This window comes from Paenibacillus sp., assembly GCF_031177825.1.
Taxonomy (GTDB): Bacteria; Bacillota; Bacilli; order Paenibacillales; family YIM-B00363; genus Paenibacillus_AE.
In genome coordinates this window covers 38,534-56,543 of sequence record NZ_JAPSKE010000019.1, presented here as the reverse complement: position 1 = coordinate 56,543, position 18,010 = coordinate 38,534, and the positions used below count along the sequence as shown (strand labels likewise).

Below are 18,010 nucleotides of genomic sequence, written 5' to 3'. Positions count from 1 at the left end.
AGACTTATGGGCAAACCGACAGGATTTATGGAATACCGCCGCGAGACGGCGGCGGAGGAAGCGCCGCTCCTTCGCATCTCTCACTTTCGCGAGTTCGCCGCGCCGATCGGGGAGGAGAAGCTCCGCGATCAAGGGGCCCGCTGCATGGATTGCGGCATCCCGTTCTGCCATACCGGCAAGCTGATCGCCGGCATGGCCGCGGGCTGTCCGGTCAATAACCTGATCCCGGAATGGAACGATCTCGTCTACCGGGGCCAATGGCGCGAGGCGCTGGACCGGCTCCACCGGACGAACAACTTCCCGGAATTCACGGGCCGCGTATGTCCCGCTCCCTGCGAAGGCTCGTGCACGGTCGGATTGAACGATGCGCCGGTCGCCATCAAGTCGATCGAGAAGGCGATCGTCGAACGCGGCTTCGCCGAAGGGTGGATTACCCCGCAGCCCCCGGAGACGCGCACCGGCAAGAAAGTCGCCGTCGTCGGCTCCGGCCCGTCCGGCCTCGCCTGCGCCGCGCAGCTGAACAAGGCCGGTCATACCGTGACCGTCTACGAGCGGGCCGACCGCCCCGGCGGCCTGCTCATGTACGGCATCCCGAACATGAAGCTGGATAAGAAATACGTTCAGCGCCGGATCGATCTGATGAAAGCGGAAGGGATTACGTTCGTGACGGGCTGCGAGATCGGCAAGGACGTGCCGGCGTCGCGGCTGCGCGACGAGTACGACGCGATCGTCCTGTGCGGCGGCGCGACGAAGGCGCGCGATCTCGGCATCGAGGGGCGCGAACTGAAGGGCGTCCACCTCGCGATGGAGTTCTTGCACAAAAATACGAAGAGCTTGCTCGATTCGGAGCACGCCGACGGCGCCTACCTGTCCGCCGAAGGCAAGCACGTCATCGTCATCGGCGGCGGCGACACCGGCACCGACTGCGTCGGCACGTCGATGCGCCACGGCGCGAAGAGCGTCACGCAGTTCGAGATCATGCCGAAGCCGCCCGAGAAGCGCGCCGCGAACAATCCTTGGCCGGAATGGCCGAAGGTGTACAAGATGGACTACGGGCAGGAGGAAGCCGCCGCCGCGTTCGGCGACGACCCGCGCCGGTACCTGATCAACACCAAGAAGTTCGTCGGCGACGAAGACGGCCGGGTGAAAGAGCTTCATACCGTGCAGATCGAGTGGAAAAAGGACGACGCCGGCCGCTTCGTTCCCGTCGAGGTGCCGGGCAGCGACAAGGTGTACCCGGCCGATCTCGTGCTGCTCGCGATGGGCTTCCTCGGCCCGGAGTCGACCGTGCTCGAGCAGCTCGGCGTCGAGCGCGACGAGCGTTCGAACGCCAAGGCGGCGTATGGCGCCTACGCGACGAATGTCGAAGGCGTGTTCGCCGCCGGCGACATGCGCCGCGGCCAGAGCCTCGTCGTCTGGGCGATCAACGAAGGCCGCGAGGCCGCGCGCGAATGCGACCGCTGGCTGATGGGCTCCACGCAGCTGCCGTAAGCAAGCGATAGGCGCAAACCGAAAAAAAAGCTGCTCCGCGCCATCGGCGTCCGGAGCAGCTTTTTCCATACTACAACCGTACTTCGCGTCCCATCTCGGCCGACTCGTAAATCGCGGACAAAATCTTGATCATGTCGACCCCATGCTCCGGACGAATGATCGGCTCCGCGCGCCCCATCAAGCAATCGACGAAATGCTTGATATGCTCCGCATGCGGCTGCACGCGCTCGGCGCCCTTGATGACCGGCACCGTGTCCGTCAGCTGGCCGGCTGCTTCCGAGAAAATCTTCAGCTCGCCGTTCTTCAGGCTCGCGCCCGATTTCGTGCCGCGCAGCTCGACGAAGTTCATCTCTTCCCCGACGTTCGACGCCCAGCTGAATTCGATCTGCAGCGATGCGCCGTTCTCGAACCGAATGAAGCCGATCGCGAGATCCTCGACGTCGAACGTGCCGTCGTCCTTCTTCTCGCCGAACGAGCTGTGCGCGGAATCGGAAATGTCGTCGTTCGCGAACTTCGTGTACGTCGCCCCGGTGACCGCCACCGGCTTCGGGTTGTTCATCAGCCACATCGCGACGTCGATGAAGTGCACGCCGAGGTCGATCAGCGGACCGCCGCCCGACAGCTCCTTCGTCGTGAACCAACCGCCCTTGCCCGGAATGCCCCGGCGCCGCACCCATCCGCAGCGTCCCGTGTAAATTTCGCCCATCAGCCCCTCGTCGATGAACCGCTTCAGGAACTGCGACGACGGGTTGAACCGGTTGTTCCGCATGACCATGAGCAGCTTGCCGCTCGCCGCGGCCGCGTCCGCCATCTTCTGCGCTTCCTCGGGATTGACCGCGTCCGGCTTCTCGCAGAACACATGCTTCCCGGCCTGCAGCGCGGCGATCGCGATCTCGGAGTGGAACAAATTCGGCGTGCAAATATCGATCATATCGATATCGTCCCGCTTCAGCAGCTCCCGATAATCCGCGTAGACCGCCTCGACGCCCATAGTTGTCGCGACCTGCTGCGCCCGTTCCAGGTTGATGTCGCATACCGCGACGACTTCGACTTCCGGATGCTCCATCCATGCGTTCCGATGTACCGCTTTAAAGATGCCTCCCGCGCCTACGACGCCCAACCGCAACTTGCCGCTCATGTGATCGATCCCTCTTTCGTTTGACTTATTATCGCGAAGAACGCCCAGGCTGCGCCTCGCATTCTTCCGGATCCCGCTAGACCCAAGTATAAATAAGAGCGCTTGGCGAAGAGAATGTCCGATTCGCCGATTGTTGACCGATCTTGCAATTGTTATGATGAAGGAAAGCTCATGAAAAGAGGGGGCCGCCGCCATGGACGTCGTCGGCGCGCGCACGATCGCGCTCGGGTACTCGCGGCATGCGAAGCCGTTCTACAGCCAGGGAATCCAAAACCAACCCCATCTCCTGCTTCGGCTGCAGGTGACGGGGACGTGTTCGGCCGTGTTGTGCGGCACGAAGCATACCATCGAGCCGGGGGACCTGATCGTCTCGAAGCCGGGAGATTCGTACCGGCTCGAGATCGACGCGGGGCCGGACGAGACCGGGGAGAAGCGCATCGACAGCGCGGATTTCTATTTGGTATGCGACGGACCGTGGATCGACGCCTGGCTGGCGCGAACCGACTTCCCCGCCAAGGCGCGCATCGAAGCGAACGAAGAAATCTTGTCGCTCTGGCGGCGGCTCGTCTACGAGAAGCGCAATTTGCGAGACGATAACGAGGAGCTGACGGAAGCGCTGTTGAAGGCGCTGTGCCTCACGCTGGAGCGCGCCGTCCGGAACCGGCGGATCGGCGCTTCGGGCGATGCCGCTTACGTGCCGTACCAGATCAAGCGGTACCTCGAACGGCATGCCACAGAGCCGCTGACGCTCGCTTCGATCGCGAAGCGCCACGGCGTGAGCGTCTCGACCGCGTCTCATCTGTTCAAGCGCACGTTCGGCCAGTCGATCATGAAGTACGCGCTGGAGGTACGGCTCGCCGCCGCCTCCGAACGCATCCTGCTGAGCGACCTGCCGCTCGAGGCGATCGCGGAAGCGTCGGGCTTCCGCAGCTACCCGTATTTCTGCCGAGCGTTCCGCTCCCGCTTCCATGTCCCGCCTAGCGCGTACCGGGCGCTATCGCTCGCGCGAACGGGACCCGATCGGCTCTAAAACCGCCCCGACTTAAATATGGCGAACAGCAGCCACGCCAGCATCGCCATCGCGATGCCGAAGCCGATAATGATCGCGGGCACATTGAGGAGCAGCCCCGGCTGACTGCTGAGCGACGACCCGACGATCAGGCCGGCCATCACGATGCTGATCGCCAGCATGACGACGCTGAAGGAGAGCCGATTGCTGATGCGGTCGAGCTTGCGCAGGAAGACGTCCAGCTCCGGCACGCTGATTTCGAGCCGCGCCTGCCCGTTCTTCACCACGTTCATCAGTTCGTTCGCCTGCTTCGGCAGCTTCGCGAGCAGGTCCCCGTATTCGGACGCGTCCCGCCAAACGGCGGCGGCGACCCGCTTCGGGCGGAAGCGCTCCCGCAGGAGCCGCAGCCCGAACGGCTCGGCTAGGCTGACGATGCTGATGTCGGGATCGAGCGCGACGACGACGCCCTCCACCGTAAGCAGCGCCTTGCCGAGCAGCAGGAAATCCGTCGGAATCCGGATGTTGTGCCGGCGGGCCGTGTCGAGCAGATCGTTCACCGCTTCGCCGAGGCTCATCTCGCTGAACGGGACGCCGTAATACTTGGTCCGCAAATCCTCGACGTCCCGGCGCAGCTCGTCCATCGGGACGTCGTCCGAAACCAGCCCCATGCGGAGCACCGCCTTGAGAATGCCTTCGGTGCTCTGTCGCATGAGCGCGATAATGAGATCCGAGAAGCTCTCCTTCATGCTCTCCGTCATCCGCCCGACCATGCCGAAGTCGATGAACGCCACCGCGCCGTCCGGCATGGCGAGCAGGTTGCCCGGATGCGGGTCCGCGTGGAAGAAGCCTTCGACGAACATCTGTCGAAATAGCGCGTGTAAGATCCGCTCCGCCAGCGCCTTCCGGTCCACCCCTTCCCGTACGAGCCGTTCCCGTTCGCTTACCTTGACGCCCTCCAAATACTCCATAACGAGGACGCGCTTGGACGTCTGCTTCCAGTGAATGACCGGCACGCGCACCTTCGGATCTCCCTTGAACTGCCTCGCGACTTGGTCCGTATTCCGGCCCTCGATCTGATAATCGAGCTCTTGCAGCAGCGCACGGCTGAGCTCGGCTATCATGCCTTGCAGCTGGTACCGTCTCGCCCATTCGAACCGAGCTTCCGCGATCGTTGCGAGATTGCGCAAGATTTCCAGATCGGTGCGGATCGCCGGGGCGATGCCGGGGCGCTGGATTTTGACGGCGACCCGTTCCCCCGTACGAAGCGTGCCGAGATGCACTTGGCCGATCGACGCCGCGGCGATCGGCTGCGGATCGAACGAGGCGAAGAGGTCCGCGATTCGGCCGCCCAGCTCCGCGGCGACGATCTCTTCGACGACCGCGTACGGGAACGGCTCGACTTGATCCTGCAGCTTCGACAGCTCTGCCACGATGTCCCCCGGCAGCATGTCGGACCGCGTGCTCGCGATCTGCCCGAGCTTCACGAACGTCGGCCCCAGCTCTTGAATGACGTACCGAAGCCGCTCGCCGACCGATTTGCGCTCGACCTCCCGGACCCCGCGAAACAGCCGGGCCGGCAGCGACAGCGCGTGGAACAGCTCCGTCCCTTCCACGATGAAGCCGAAGCCGTGGCGAATGAGCGCCGCCGCGATTTCCCGGTACCGGTTCATATGGCGAATTTGCCTGCCGATCAACATGCCGCCACCCTCTCGTTCCGACGCTTGTCTACCCCGTTCGCCCTATGGCGCAGGCGGTGCCGGCGGCGCGGACGTCCCCGTCGCTCCGGACGTCGCCTCCGGCGGAAGCATCGCTTCCATCGCGGACAATCGGCGCTCCAGCCGCTCCACGTCTTCCTTCGTCGCCACCCGCAGCTCCGCAAGCATGCCGTGCAGTTGCTCCTTCACGACCCGCTTCAGCTCTGCTTGCTGCTCCTCGCCTCGCTGGACGAGCCGCGCGACGAGCTCCTTCGATTCCGAAGGACCGACGTCGCCCGTTCGGACGAGGTCGTCCACGTACTTTTCGATTCGTTCCTTGCTCGTCACCGTAATGCCGACGCCGAGGGAAATCGCTCTCTTTAACAGATCGTTCATCATGCGGAACCGTCCTTTCGTCCGTATTTTTTCTTAGACTGCCCCCCTTTCCCCGAATTCATGTCTTCCACTTCCGTTGGCGAATGCTTCCTGCGTTTCCTCCAACTCTCTCTTCCGAGACTGCAACCTTTTTGTTACTGTAGAAATGTAGCCAAAACTTCCATACGAATTTGATAGATCGGAAGTATTGCGGGGATGCTGCTATAAAATTGCGAATCGCGATTCTCGATCCTATAGATCAATGATTTGTTAGCAACGCTCCAGCCCTCGCAGGCACACTACAGCTACCTAGGAGGAAGTACCCATGAAAATGAAGAAAGCGCTTACTATCCTTGCGGCCGCATCTATCGTTCTAGGTGCTCTTCCCTCGTTGCCGAGCGAGGCGGATGCATCCCCGGCCGTCGCGAAATCCGTGATTAACAACGGCCTCGATTATCTTGGAACCCCTTACGAATTCGGCTCGAACCGCAGCAATACGCGGACGTTCGATTGCTCGGACTTCACGCGGCAGGCGTTCCGCGAAGGGGCGCGGATTACCCTTCCTAGCGACTCTAGAGGACAAGCGGAATTCGTGAAGAACGTCGGAGAGACGACGAAGCGCTGGCAGAATCTCAAGAAGGGCGACTTAATGTTCTTCATGTCATACCGCGGCTCGGACGCGGACGATTACCGCGATCTCGACAGCGACGACAAGCGGATCACGCACGTCGGCATCTACATGGGCGACGGCAAAATTTTGCACACGTACTCGGACGACGAGGGCGTAACGGTCAGCAAGATCGACGGTACGCATTGGGAGCGCCGGTTCCTCTTCGGCGGAAGCGCGGTCCGATAGAAGACTCGTTCGCCTCGACTCTGCACGCGGAGTCGAGGCCTTTTTGGAAGCGCGCGCATTAAGGATTTGATCTTAGCGGCGCGGTACCTTACGATGGAAATACATAATGAATCTCCTTGCCGGAAGGGAGTCGAACCCGACATGACGCTCGCCAGACCTCCTTGTTAATCCGCCGTCGTTCACTGCAGGCCGCGTCCGCCGCCGTCGTACCCATTCGTTAGCTTACAGCGATCCGATGGTTACGAAGGGAGCATACGCAACCGCATGAACGCAATGAACAACGTATGGAAGCTGTACGGGGCGCGCTTCTTTCAGAGCCTGATCCCCGCTTACGTCATCGAGCGGCTGTTCTGGGAACAACGCGGCATGACGATCGAGCATGTGGTCTACACCGAAATCTTGTACGCCGTCACGATCGTTCTGTTGGAGGTGCCCACCGGGATTCTGGCGGACCGATTCGGACGGAAGAAGCTTGTAGTGCTCGCAGCCGCGCTGGGATGCGCGGAATTTTTGATTTTGCTGTATGCGCAGACGTTCTGGCACTTCGCGGCGGTGGTCGTCTTGGCCGGCATCGCCTCCGCCGCGAGCAGCGGCTCGGAGAACGCGCTGCTATACGATTCGTTACGCCGCCACGGCCGGGAACGGCAGTTCGAGCAGAAGCTCGGCCGGCTGAACGGAATCGACTTCGGCGCGGCCATTCTCGCCGCGCTGAGCGGCGGATGGCTCGCCGGCCGATTCGATCTCGAGCTCAATTATTGGTTGTCCTTGATCGGCGCCGTCGCCGGTCTCGGCTTCGCGCTGTCGCTCGCCGAACCGCCCGTCTCGGCCGAGGAGAAGGGCGAAGCGATCCCGATTCGCCGATACGTCGCGGAAGCATGGCGCTTCTTCCGCAGCCGCGGCGACGTGCGGCTCGTGCTTGTCGCCGCGATGGTCGTCGGGGCTTCGTTCGACTACGTCGACGAGTTCTGGCAGCTGTACCTCGACCGGTTCGGGGTGCCGCTCGCGTGGTTCGGCCCGTTCTCGGCGGCGCTGTTGGCGCTTCAACTGCCGGGCAGCCTGCTCGCCGACTCGCTGCGGCGCCGCGTCCCTACCCGCGGGCTGCTCGCCGCCATCGTCGCCGTATTCGCCCTCGGTCTCGGCTTCGTCGCGGCCGGTCCCGGGCTCGCCGGAGCGGCGGCGCTGCTAGCCGTCTGCTTCGCCTCCGGCGTCGTCGACCCGCTCGCGACTGGCTATCTGCATCATCGGATCGACGGAACGATGCGGGCGACGATCGACTCGTTCCAGTCGCTGGCCGGGAACGGCGTCGCGATGGTCGTCGGCCTCGGCTTCGGCTGGTGCTCCGCCCGTTGGGACGTCTTCGGCGGGTACGGCTTCATCGCCGTCCTCTGCGCCGCGTTCCTGCTGTACTTCTTGCCGGCTTCCAGGCGCATTCAAGAAAGCGGACGTTTCGCCGCGGAATAACGGAAGAGGCGGGCTGGGATTCGCTCCCTGCCCGCCTCTGTTTACGTTCCTTATTTTTTCTCCATGACGGCGAAGTAGTTTTCCTCGTCGTCCGCGAAGTTAAACACTCTTCCGCCGGTCGGCATCTCGACGAGGTCGCCGACTTTGACGTTCTTGTTCTTCAAGTCGGCATATAGACGGTCCAAGTCGTCCGAGAAGAACAGTAAGGAAGGCGTACCCAGGTTCAGCCCCGGGGAAAACTTCGCGACGAATTCCTTGTTATGGAGAACGATGCTCGATCCTGCGCCGTTCGCGGGAGCGACCTCGATCGACCGCATGCCGATTTCCTCGATGACGACCTCGTCGATCACCTGAAACCCCAATTTTTCCGTAAAGAAGTCCCGCGACTGATCCTGGTTGTTTACATACAACATAATTTGGCCGACCTTGTTAATCATAAAGATTCTCTCCCTTTAGGTTCGAAATATGGAATATATCCTTACGTTCCGCCTTGCGCTTCGCTCGAAATCATCCGGTGGACGCCGAATTTGTCCACGACTTCGCCGCCCAGCGCCTCGATGTAGAACGACGCTTGCGCCTGTGCGTCCTCGCATTGTAAATAAGGGGTTACCGCTGCCATTCCCGTTCTTCCTTCCCTCCGCTTGGAATCGTCATTCGTCTTCGCGCGTCGCATCCATGCCTTGCAGCACGCGCAAGTACCTCTCCAAATGATCGAGCCGCCGGTTCGTTACGTGACGGAACGTCTTCAGCCACGCGTCCAGCGCCTGGAACGGTTCGAGCCGCAGGCTGTACATCCTCCGGTTGGCGACCGCTCGCATCTCGACGATGCCGGCATCGGCGAGAACCCGGAGATGCTTCGATACTTGCGGCTGCCGCAGCCCCAGTCGATCCGCGATCTCCCCCACGGAGAGGGGACCGCTACCCAACAGTTCGACAATGTGCAATCGATTCGGCTCGGCAAGAGCGCTCCATGTGTTCATGGCTTTAATATAACCCACCGGGAATATTCCTGTCAAGGAATAATCAGAAGAGACTTTGAAAACCTGCGCGGTTGCGATATCGGAGACGACGCTCCCCGAGGTGCGAGGCATTCTGAAGAAGCAGCTCGACGAAGCGACGCTGACGCACGAATCGATCACGGCGTACATGATAAAGAAGGGATATTACCGCCCGTTCGGGTTGTCGAGCATAACGAAAGGGCGGAAACCGATGCACGGTTTCCGCCCCTTCGTCGTGCCTCCGTTACCCGCGCCCGGCTCCGCCGCTCGCCGAAACTGTAAGGCTTGTCACTCCCGATCCGTAATGGTATATATGTTCTGTTCGGTCCGCCCTCTTGGGCGATGAGTCCCTATAAGCTGCGTTGGAGGCATTCGAGTCGTGCATGTGATATGGAACAGGGCATCCCCTCACCAGGCTCTTACCGTCTACGAGACGACGGAATTGTACGGCGAGCGGGGAAGGTTTCGAGTGATGGCGTTCTCGGAGACGGCCGTGCAAGGGGCGATCGATCTGTCCGATCCCGATCGAATCGTGCTGGAGTATCCCCGGGCGATGCTGCACGTAATGGAGTGTACGGATCCTGCATTCGAGGACGTCTTCCTGATCGGTCACGGCGTCGGGACGATGCCCGGTCGTCTGCAGGGGAAGCGTCTTCGCATCGCGGAGCTAGATGCGGACGTGGCCGGGCTGAGCGCGTCGCACTTCGGCTATCGCGGCGTACGGCCGGCCATCGGCGACGGGCGGCTCCTCCTAGAAGGCGAGGCGCCGCAGTCGCTCGACTTCGTCGTCGTGGACGCCTTCACCGAAGACGGCGTGCCGGATCGGCTCGTCGACGCGGACTTCTTCCGGCTGGCGCGGGAGAAGCTCGACGATCGCGGCGCGGCGCTGTTCAACGTGACCGTGCGCGGGGAACGGGACCGCCGCGCGTCGTCCGTATTCGCGGCGCTGCGCGCCGAATTCGCCTACGCGAAAGCGTTCGTCCTGCCGTCCGCGAACGCGGCGGATGCGCGCAACGCGATTCTCGTCGGCGGCTCGTCCCCGATTCGGTATCAGGCGCGGCGGATGGCCGGCTTCGTCGAGGTTGAACGTCTCTAGTGCGCCGACGCAATTAGCTTTGCTTCGACCGATAAGCCGCCAGCAGCGCGTCGACCGGGATGCCGTCGATGCGCATCCCTTCGATTCGGCAGCCGTCCAGGGAGACGTCCCGCAGATCGCAGTTTTCGAAGCGCGCTTCGCTCAGATCGCTGTCGCGGAACGTCACCGGCTCGACGTTCACCCAGCCGTCGGTGCCCGGCTCTTCGTCGAGACGGCTCGCCGTCGCGTCCGGACGGCGAATGTTTTCGAAGACGGCGCCGCCCATCTGAATCATGTTGATGCGCACGTCGGCGAAATAAATATGCTCCCATTCGGACCCCACGAAGTTGACGTGCCGCAGGCTCGCCTCCCGCATGTCGATGCCGTGCAGGGACGCTCCCCGGAAGCTGACCATCCGCACGCTCTCGCCGCGCAAATCTTGCAGCGTGTGCCCGCCCTTCTCGTCGACCACGATCTTCTCCGTCAGCCGCGAATCCCGCACCCTCGGACGCAACGGGAAATGAAGCTCGAACACCGACTCCTCCCGATCCGTCCCCAGAAACCTCTCGTCGTGCCGTTCATACTCGAAGTCGTCGATCGCGTCGTAAGCCGTCTGCCGAGGGAACCAGTGACCGTGGAAGAAATCCCACACCCGCCCGAAGCCGTCCGCCTTCCCGCGATACGTCACGGCGAGGAACTCGCCGGCCGGGATCGTCCGCTCCGTCATGCCTTCCGGCAGCGGCGCTTCGGAATCGGGCTCGATCTCCGCGCCCGCGAAATATCGGAAATCTTGCCCGGGCCCGAACGGCGGCTCGTATACGTACAGCCCGATCGTTGCGTAGGGTCGCTTGCGATCCCGAATTTCGCCTAGCCGCGGCATGACGCGCTGCCAGAAGCGAGGAATTTCGACCTCCGGCCGCATCGCCTTCCGATCGACGACGGACATCTCCAGTCCGACGATGCGTCGGTCCGGTCCTTTGCGCACCTCCGCGCCGATCACGCCGGGGAAGGCGGGATGCCCCTCCTTCTTGAGCCCCTTGATCGGCGCGTAGATGTCGTAATCGAACGTGTCGATGACGTTCGCCGGAATATGGAACGGATTGACCGGTTCGAGCCGATTCCGTTCGTAGCCGAGCGAGCCTTCCTCGACGTCCCGCTCGTACGGTCCCGTTCGGAACCACTCCCCCAGGGCGGCGTACGTCGCTTGCATCATCGCCGCGTCGCCCTGTACGCGAACTCTCGCGAACGTCTTCTCCGGAATCGTCAACGTCTCCAAGCCGCTCGGCAGCCCGTCGAACGAAGCGACCGCCACCCCTACCCAGAGCGTCGTGACCTCCGTCGCCCACTGCCACTCCGGAATAAACACGTACCCGTTCGCTCGATCCGTCGCGGCGGGATGGTCGGTGAGCAGCGCCTCGAGCTTCTTCCACGCTCGCCGCACCTCGGTTCCGTCGCGCGGCACTCGGATCGCGGCCGCCTTCAGCTCCGGTCTCGTTACGATGTCGACGTTCATTCGCGCTCCCCCGTTCCCTTCCCCTTCATGTGCGCGACGACGATGCGATTGCCGTCCGGATCGATCAGCGCGAACTCGCTGAGGTCCGGGAAGTGGACGGGGGCGCCCGCCGACTCGAAGCCTTGCTCCCGCGCGTAGGCCAGCGCCGCTTCGAAGTCGTCCGTCTCGAAATAGCAAATTTCCGTGAACGACTCTCCGTTCGCATGGCGGTTTCCGTCCAACAGCAAGGCCGCGCCCCGCGTGACGGGTATCGAGTAGATCGTCCGCTCCGCTTGCCCTTCGTCGAACGGAACCCCCAACAGCTCGGCATACCAGCGGGCCGTCGCCCGCATGTCCTTCACGTCGACGAACGCGCCGCCGATGCGCGGCCGGATCGGGCCGCTCGCCGCCGACGCCGAAGGGGCTTCCTCTCCCGCGGTCCAGCAAACCATCTGCGCGTTGCCCTCCGGATCGGCGAAGTTGAAGTACGCCATCGTCCCGTGCCGTTCCGGCTCGAAGAACGGCGTCCCCCGCTCCTTCACGTACTTGTACGCCTCGTCGATGTCCTTCGCCGGGAACATGATGCGGGGCATCATCGACTCCCGCCAGCTCGGGTCTTGCCGATGGTACGCGTCGCTGTCGAGGACGAGCCCCGTATCGCCGAGATCGAACCAATACACCGGACCGCCGTTCAGCCGTTCTTCGAGGACGGGAAGTCCGAGCAGACGGCTGTACCAGTCCGCGGCTCGGCGCAAATCGGTCACGTGAATGAAAACGCTGGCGACGCGATTTTCCAAAGGGAGCTCCTTCGCGGGCCGGATCGGAAACCAGATGTCCATGACCGAGGCCGGATCGTCGTTCCCCCGATATCGCTCGTCGTAATATTCGTATTCCACGCCGCCGCCGTAGACGTAACCGGAGTTCGGCAGCCATTCCTTCCAGAAATAGTCGAACGTCGCGCCGAGCTCGTCGATGACGCCCTGCCGGGTGACGACGCAGTACAGCCCTCCCGGCACCGCGTGCGCCGTCATTCCTTCCGGCACCCGATCCGCCCGGGATACGCCGACCCCCGCGATGTAATCGAACGGCGCGCCCGGCACGCCGTCGGCGTCGAAGACGCACAGCCCGTACGCGCCGCCGACGACATGCCCGATTTCCGGCACCCGCTCGTTGAACCGCGGCCACAGCTTCGCGATGTCATTCCCGGAAGGCGGCATTCCCCGCGAGGGGTCGAACCGAATTTTCTCCCCTACGACCGTGAATGCGTCCTTCCATACGATCTTCGCTTCCAATACCCCGACGGCGTTACCCAATGCGAACACGCTCCTTCTCCGATATTCGGATCCTGATTCCCTCCGGCGATCTCGCGTGAAAGCGGGATACGCCGTCTTGCTCCGCGCAGCGATCCGCGGTCGCGCCGATGGCGGCCAGCGCGCGGTACGTCTCGTGAATGTTCGCCGTCCGCAGCGAGAAGTACGGCCGGTCGCGCACGCCCTCCCGCGCGCGCCGGAACGTCGGCTCGTCCATGCGGATCATCGTGACGATCGTCTCGCCGTCGCCGACCTTCAGATCGGCCCCGTCCCCCCAATGGTGGTACAGCGAGAAGCCGAGCGCTTCGGTATACCAGCGAACGGACGCCTCCAAGTCCCGCACCGGCAGGAACACCGCCAGCACCCGATGGAACATCGGAGCCGGCGCGCCTTCCGGAGGCGTAAAATACAGGGAGGACGCCTTCTCGTGGCAGATGCCGACCACGTTCCCGTCTCCGTCGGCCATCTCGCATACGTTCATGTGCGGCGTACGCATGACCTCCGTCGTCGGCAGACCCCGGCCGCCGAGCCAGTCCCGATGCAAGTCTTCCCAATGGGTGTAGAAGTTAAAGCATGGGACGTGGCCCTCCGAGTGCAGCGAAGGCAGAGGGCGGAACGGCTCGCCGGGTTCGGGCTCCGTCAGCGTCAGCAGCGTCTCGCCCCGATGCACCTGCAGGTCGATCTCCCGGCTTCCCCTTCTCGCGACGCGAAACTCGAATTCCCGTTCGTACCGTTCGGCCGCCTTCGACGCATCGCGCGCGGGCAGGATGACGCGATCGATCCGATCAAACATCGTAAGACGCCTCCTCCCGACTCGGATTCATCTGCAACGCGCCCCATAAGTTGCCTTCGGGATCGTACCACTTCAGCACCCAGAACATGCCTTCGTCCCGGTACGCTTGAATCGGCGCGCCGCACGCCTCGAGCCGATCGCGCAGCTCGTGAATGCGATCGGTGCGGTATAACAGCACCGGGAAGTCCGTGCCGTTCACCGCGAACTTGGCCGCCGTCTCGTCCTCCGTCTCCCACAGCATGAGCATCGGCCCTTCGGGCAGCGTCAAGAACGCGATCCGATCGCCGTCGCGTCCTTGCAGCCGGAACCCTAACCGCTCGACGTACCAGGGAATCGCCCGATCCATGCGACGCACCGGAATTTGAACGTGTTCCAACGATTGAAGCATCGAAATCCACCTCCGATTCATATAACGACGCCGAACCCCGAAACCATACAATCTCGAATAGAAAAAGTTTCATGCCTCCCGATTCAGTCGCAGCCGACCATGACCGAGATGCCGTCTCGGTCTCGAATCGTAAAGTACAGCCGGCCTTCCCGCACGCGAACGTCCGTCATCCGGGAGCCGCTCTCGCGAATGCGGAGGTAAGCGTCGTAAATCAGATGCGGATCGTGCCGGCGGAACGCTTCGGCCGCCGCCTCGAGCAGGCCCGCGGGGGCGCCGGCGACGCCGGCTTCCTGCGGCGGCCGTTCGCTCCCTCCGAGGTCCGCGAGCTCCCGAAGCCGCCGTCGCGCCCGGGACAACGTCACTTGGACGGCGCCTTCGGCCATGTCGATGCGCGCGCCCGCCTCGCCGGCGGTCCATCCGAAGACGTCGCACAGCAGCAGCGCGACGAACGGCTTCGGAGGCAGCAGCCGCATCAGCCGCTCCAACAGCTCCCGCGTCGCCGCCGGGTCCGGCGCTTCCGCCGCGGCGGGCTCCCGTCCAAGCGCCTCCAATGGCACGGCCGGCCGGCGGGCCCGGCTGCGGCAGCGATCGATCCATACGTTGCGGGCCGCGCGATAGACGTAGGCCTTGGTCAACGGCCGAGCCGGCTGCGCTCTCCACCGGTCGATCGTCTTCAAGGTCGCTTCCTGCGCCAGATCGTCGGCCTCCCAATCGTCGCCGCATAACGAACGGCAGTATGCGCGCAGCTCGGGACCGATTCGGGCTAACAACGCGAGCGCGTCATGCTCCCCGGGCGAATCGGGGATCGAAGTCGTCATATGACGGAACACCCTCTGCGATTTGGAAATATTTTCGTTTAATGCGAATGTATATTCGCCTTTCCTTCCTGCGATTCCTGCCGGTCGCGAAAAATATTTTCGAACGCAAATAAGCCGACCGGGTCGCCCGGTCGGCTTGCGTCCTTTTCCATATAAGGATTCTAATCCACTACCAGGGTACCGTTCTCCCCGTGTCCGCTTCCAAGTACAACGGCAGCTCGTGAATCTCGTGTCCTCGCTCGTCGATTCGCCGCACGATGTTCGCGGCGCTCTCCTCCGGCGTATACGTCGCTTCCGAGGTGAACGTGCCGCTCATCATCGATTTCACCCAGCCCGGGTGGAACAGCATCACGCGTCCGCCCTCTTTGCGAATGCCGTTGTGCACGATCGTCGAACCCATGTTCAGCGCCGCCTTCGCCATGCAATAGCCGAACCACGCGTCCCGGTAGCTCTGCGCGATGCTGCCCGCCTCGGAGGAGACGTTCGCGATCAGCTTGCCGCCGTTCATAACCGGTTCGAGAAGCGCGTTCGTCATCCGAATCGCCCCGACGGCCGTAATATTGTAATTGCGCTGCACCTCGTCGAAGTCGATGTCGTCCCGGATCGTCTTCGTCGTGTCGCCCAGAATGGCCGCGTTGTTCAGCAGCAGGTCCAGTCGATCCGTCCGCGATCCGACGAACGCCGCGGCCTCCTTCACGCTGCGATCGTCGCCGATATCGACGTAAAAATCATGGAGCCGTCCCGGATATCGGTCGCGAAGCTCCGCGATCGCCTCGTTCCCCTGGACGATGCCGCCGGCGAACACCGTATCTCCTCGTTCCAAATACAGCTTCGTCAACGCCAGCCCGACGCCCCGGTCCGTTCCCGTGATGCAGATGCGCTTCCCCTTCATCCTGTCGTCCTCCGCTTCTCGATCGATTGGAGTCGTTCCACTCCCTTTCGTTCGCCGGCCGCGGCCCGTTTCCCTGCTCGAAGGAGGGAAGCGGTTCGAGGGATTCGTATAAATATTCCTTTACAGGAATATTCCGAATGTGGTATAGCTATAAACAAAGGAAAAAGTCCCCAAAACCGAAAGGAATTTTGCTTATGAACCCCGAAGTAACCGCCTTTATCGATGCCATCGCCGCGCCGTGGCAAGTCGAAGTCTGCCGCCGCCTCCGCGCGATGGTGTTCGAGACCGTCGCCGACGTGGAAGAACGCATGCAATACAAGAAACCTCATTATTTGAAAAACGGGAAGTACGCCGCGGTCATCACGCCGTCGAAGGACGCCGTCAGCTTCATGATTTTCAACGCCGCCGAACTCGACCTGCCCGCCAAGCAATTCGAAGGCCCCCCGGAACGGAAATGGCTCAAGATCCGCGAAGGCCAATCCCCGGATTACGACATGTTGTCCAAGCTGCTCGCGCAAGCGTCCGGCGGACTCTAACCAAAGAACCCTTCCCGCGAGCGGATCGCTCCGCGCGGCGAAGGGTTCGTTTTCTTCGCTCCATCGCGCGCACGGACCATCGTAGAGGAAAGGAGTCGTTCCCATGACGAAATCAAAGCTTACCGAGGAATCCAAAGCCTTCTTCGCGTCGGTTGCGCCCGTCGATCCGCGCGTGACGATCAAGCCGATGTTCGGTGCGTTAGGGGGCTTTCTTAAGGGAAACATGTTTATAGGCTTATATGGGGACAATGTGTTCGTCCGCCTTCCCGAGCCGCGGCGGCAGCAGGCGCTCGAGGCCGGAGCGACGCCGTTCGCCCCGATGGGCGGCCGAGCGATGAAGGAGTACGTCTCGCTTCCGGCGTCTTGGCGGGAACAACCGGAGAAGGTCGAGGCGCTGATCGCGGAATCGCTCGTTTGGGCGGAGACGCTGCCCGAGAAGCTCCCGGGGAAGAGGAAGGGGAACTAAGATGAACGTTGACGTGTCGACAAGCATCGTCATCCGCCGTCCGCGCGAGGCCGTCTCGGCTTACGCGGCGGACCCGGACAACGCGCCGGCGTGGTACGCGAACATCGACTCCGCGGTTTGGAAGACGCCGAAGTCGCTCGGCATCGGGTCTCGGATCGCATTCGAGGCGAAGTTCTTAGGCAAGCCGCTCGCCTATATTTATGAAATTACGGAATACGTCCCCGGAGAGAGATTGGTCATGAAGACGGCCGAAGGCCCGTTCCCCATGGAGACGACCTACACTTGGGAATCCGTCGACGGGAACGCGACACTCATGACTTTGCGCAACCGAGGCGTCCCCTCCGGCTTCTCCAAGCTGTTCGCCCCGATGATGTCGACTCTGATGCGAAGAGCGAACGAGAAGGACCTGAAGAAGATTACAGCGATTCTGGAATCGCGTTCGGAGTAGGAGCGAAATGAAAACTCCCCCGGCGGATTCAATCATTCCACGGCGACGGGCATCCGTCCGGCCACATGCGCAAAACGGAACATACTCCCGCGCGGAACCGCACGGATTCGGCCTATATCGGCAATAAATCGTATATGTCATATCCGAAGACGGCGTATTCGGTTGCATCGGCCTTGCCCAAGCAAGCTAAGCAAGCCGGCGGCGCGATGCTCCGCCTGATCGAGCCCGCCGGAGCCCCCGCTTTCCCGCGCTTTCCGCGCCGCAAAGAAGACCTGCCGGAGCCCCCGAAGGTCGACGAATCCGATCGCATTGTCTGATCCCGTACCTTGCCTTCTTGCATGAATGTGGTATCATAATCCATATAATAACTGTAATGGCCGCAGATGCAGCGAACATCTGCGGCCATGCAACAGGTTGCCCTTCAAGGCGATCGACTCAGATTGGCGAAGCGCAGAAGTAGACCTCCCGGCCGACCAAGCTCAAGGGAGGTCTACTTCTTTTTATCGAAGGACAGCATCGCGACGACTAACGACCCGAATGCGATCATCAGACTTAACGCCTCGTACACTGTCATGGCATCACCTCCTTGTCCGGAGATGAGCCGACCGCCCTTGAGAGCCGATTTCCTATTGCACCCATATTGTACCATATATGAATCGAGGATAGCCAAAAGCGAACGCCTCCCTCGAAAGCGTTACCCCCATTTAACCGACGACGAAATTTCCTGCATGATGGCCGTCTCTTCGTTCGACGCGTCGGCGATTTGCTTC

23 protein-coding genes are annotated in these 18,010 nt (G+C 62.2%); 10 read left to right on the top strand and 13 right to left on the bottom strand.

Annotated elements, in window-relative coordinates; all coding sequences use genetic code 11:
* The first annotated feature begins 6 nt into the window (after positions 1-6).
* Positions 7-1,491, top strand: a complete 1,485-nt coding sequence (locus RIN49_RS19725; RefSeq protein WP_309121859.1) for a glutamate synthase subunit beta — start codon at positions 7-9, stop codon at positions 1,489-1,491.
* Positions 1,492-1,561: 70 nt separating this feature from the next.
* Here the strand turns inward: RIN49_RS19725 and RIN49_RS19720 are convergent, their stop codons facing one another.
* Positions 1,562-2,629 carry a Gfo/Idh/MocA family protein gene (locus RIN49_RS19720; protein WP_309121858.1) on the bottom strand — a complete coding sequence of 356 codons (1,068 nt, stop codon included), beginning with the start codon at positions 2,627-2,629 and terminating at the stop codon, positions 1,562-1,564.
* A 193-nt stretch (positions 2,630-2,822) separates the two neighbouring features.
* Between RIN49_RS19720 and RIN49_RS19715 the strand changes: the two genes are divergently transcribed.
* Positions 2,823-3,659 (top strand): helix-turn-helix domain-containing protein, encoded by an 837-nt coding sequence (locus RIN49_RS19715; protein ID WP_309121857.1) that lies wholly within the window; start codon positions 2,823-2,825, stop codon positions 3,657-3,659.
* Here the strand turns inward: RIN49_RS19715 and RIN49_RS19710 are convergent.
* Both RIN49_RS19710 and RIN49_RS19705 read right to left on the bottom strand, forming a co-directional pair.
* Positions 3,656-5,335 (bottom strand): ABC1 kinase family protein, encoded by a 1,680-nt coding sequence (locus RIN49_RS19710; protein WP_309121856.1) that lies wholly within the window; start codon positions 5,333-5,335, stop codon positions 3,656-3,658. The two genes, RIN49_RS19715 and RIN49_RS19710, sit on opposite strands and share 4 nt — an antisense overlap.
* Positions 5,336-5,377: 42 nt before the next feature.
* Entirely contained in the window at positions 5,378-5,731 is a 354-nt protein-coding gene (locus tag RIN49_RS19705; protein ID WP_309121855.1) for a phasin family protein, read from the bottom strand.
* A gap of 301 nt (positions 5,732-6,032) precedes the next feature.
* On the opposite strand from RIN49_RS19705, the gene RIN49_RS19700 reads away from it, so the two are divergent.
* Both RIN49_RS19700 and RIN49_RS19695 read left to right on the top strand, forming a co-directional pair.
* On the top strand, positions 6,033-6,563 hold the full coding sequence (locus tag RIN49_RS19700; protein WP_309121854.1) for a C40 family peptidase: 531 nt from the start codon (positions 6,033-6,035) through the stop codon (positions 6,561-6,563).
* A gap of 264 nt (positions 6,564-6,827) precedes the next feature.
* On the top strand, positions 6,828-8,024 hold the full coding sequence (locus tag RIN49_RS19695) for an MFS transporter (RefSeq protein WP_309121853.1): 1,197 nt from the start codon (positions 6,828-6,830) through the stop codon (positions 8,022-8,024).
* Between the two features lie 50 nt (positions 8,025-8,074).
* Here the strand turns inward: RIN49_RS19695 and RIN49_RS19690 are convergent, their stop codons facing one another.
* The 3 genes from RIN49_RS19690 to RIN49_RS19680 are packed head-to-tail and all read right to left on the bottom strand — an operon-like array spanning position 8,075 to position 9,004.
* Positions 8,075-8,461: a VOC family protein gene (locus tag RIN49_RS19690; RefSeq protein WP_309121852.1), complete on the bottom strand. Its 387-nt coding sequence runs from the start codon at positions 8,459-8,461 to the stop codon at positions 8,075-8,077.
* Positions 8,462-8,502: 41 nt separating this feature from the next.
* Complete coding sequence (locus RIN49_RS19685; RefSeq protein WP_309121851.1) at positions 8,503-8,643, bottom strand: hypothetical protein; 141 nt, start codon at positions 8,641-8,643, stop codon at positions 8,503-8,505.
* Positions 8,644-8,674: 31 nt separating this feature from the next.
* Positions 8,675-9,004, bottom strand: a complete 330-nt coding sequence (locus RIN49_RS19680) for an ArsR/SmtB family transcription factor (RefSeq protein WP_309121903.1) — start codon at positions 9,002-9,004, stop codon at positions 8,675-8,677.
* 55 nt (positions 9,005-9,059) lie between these two features.
* Here RIN49_RS19680 and RIN49_RS19675 point away from each other — a divergent pair, with 55 nt between their 5' ends.
* Positions 9,060-9,368: a spore coat protein gene (locus RIN49_RS19675; protein ID WP_309121850.1), complete on the top strand. Its 309-nt coding sequence runs from the start codon at positions 9,060-9,062 to the stop codon at positions 9,366-9,368.
* A 33-nt stretch (positions 9,369-9,401) separates the two neighbouring features.
* Positions 9,402-10,118: a spermidine synthase gene (locus RIN49_RS19670; protein WP_309121849.1), complete on the top strand. Its 717-nt coding sequence runs from the start codon at positions 9,402-9,404 to the stop codon at positions 10,116-10,118.
* Positions 10,119-10,131: 13 nt separating this feature from the next.
* Here RIN49_RS19670 and RIN49_RS19665 read toward each other — a convergent pair whose 3' ends face one another.
* From RIN49_RS19665 to RIN49_RS19640, 6 genes are all read right to left on the bottom strand, one after another.
* Positions 10,132-11,610 (bottom strand): GyrI-like domain-containing protein, encoded by a 1,479-nt coding sequence (locus RIN49_RS19665; RefSeq protein ID WP_309121848.1) that lies wholly within the window; start codon positions 11,608-11,610, stop codon positions 10,132-10,134.
* The gene (locus RIN49_RS19660) at positions 11,607-12,911 is read right to left on the bottom strand and encodes a GyrI-like domain-containing protein (protein WP_309121847.1); all 1,305 of its coding nucleotides are present in this window, start codon (positions 12,909-12,911) and stop codon (positions 11,607-11,609) included. The genes RIN49_RS19665 and RIN49_RS19660 overlap by 4 nt, the downstream gene beginning before the upstream one ends.
* Positions 12,895-13,692: a VOC family protein gene (locus RIN49_RS19655; protein ID WP_309121846.1), complete on the bottom strand. Its 798-nt coding sequence runs from the start codon at positions 13,690-13,692 to the stop codon at positions 12,895-12,897. The genes RIN49_RS19660 and RIN49_RS19655 overlap by 17 nt, the downstream gene beginning before the upstream one ends.
* Entirely contained in the window at positions 13,685-14,080 is a 396-nt protein-coding gene (locus RIN49_RS19650; protein WP_309121845.1) for a VOC family protein, read from the bottom strand. The genes RIN49_RS19655 and RIN49_RS19650 overlap by 8 nt, the downstream gene beginning before the upstream one ends.
* Before the next feature lie 83 nt (positions 14,081-14,163).
* Positions 14,164-14,898, bottom strand: coding sequence for an RNA polymerase sigma factor (locus tag RIN49_RS19645; RefSeq protein WP_309121844.1), 735 nt, complete (start codon positions 14,896-14,898; stop codon positions 14,164-14,166).
* Between the two features lie 169 nt (positions 14,899-15,067).
* Positions 15,068-15,790, bottom strand: a complete 723-nt coding sequence (locus RIN49_RS19640) for an SDR family NAD(P)-dependent oxidoreductase (protein ID WP_309121843.1) — start codon at positions 15,788-15,790, stop codon at positions 15,068-15,070.
* 194 nt (positions 15,791-15,984) lie between these two features.
* On the opposite strand from RIN49_RS19640, the gene RIN49_RS19635 reads away from it, so the two are divergent.
* From RIN49_RS19635 to RIN49_RS19620, 4 genes are all read left to right on the top strand, one after another.
* Entirely contained in the window at positions 15,985-16,326 is a 342-nt protein-coding gene (locus tag RIN49_RS19635) for a DUF1801 domain-containing protein (protein WP_309121842.1), read from the top strand.
* A gap of 103 nt (positions 16,327-16,429) precedes the next feature.
* Positions 16,430-16,792 carry a TfoX/Sxy family protein gene (locus RIN49_RS19630; RefSeq protein ID WP_309121841.1) on the top strand — a complete coding sequence of 121 codons (363 nt, stop codon included), beginning with the start codon at positions 16,430-16,432 and terminating at the stop codon, positions 16,790-16,792.
* A 1-nt stretch (position 16,793) separates the two neighbouring features.
* Complete coding sequence (locus tag RIN49_RS19625) at positions 16,794-17,240, top strand: SRPBCC family protein (RefSeq protein WP_309121840.1); 447 nt, start codon at positions 16,794-16,796, stop codon at positions 17,238-17,240.
* 173 nt (positions 17,241-17,413) lie between these two features.
* A complete protein-coding gene (locus RIN49_RS19620) occupies positions 17,414-17,557 on the top strand; it encodes a hypothetical protein (RefSeq protein WP_309121839.1) in 144 nt (47 codons plus the stop codon).
* Positions 17,558-17,730: 173 nt separating this feature from the next.
* Here the strand turns inward: RIN49_RS19620 and RIN49_RS28860 are convergent, their stop codons facing one another.
* Entirely contained in the window at positions 17,731-17,814 is an 84-nt protein-coding gene (locus RIN49_RS28860; protein ID WP_369127190.1) for a putative holin-like toxin, read from the bottom strand.
* Between the last annotated feature and the right edge of the window lie 196 nt (positions 17,815-18,010).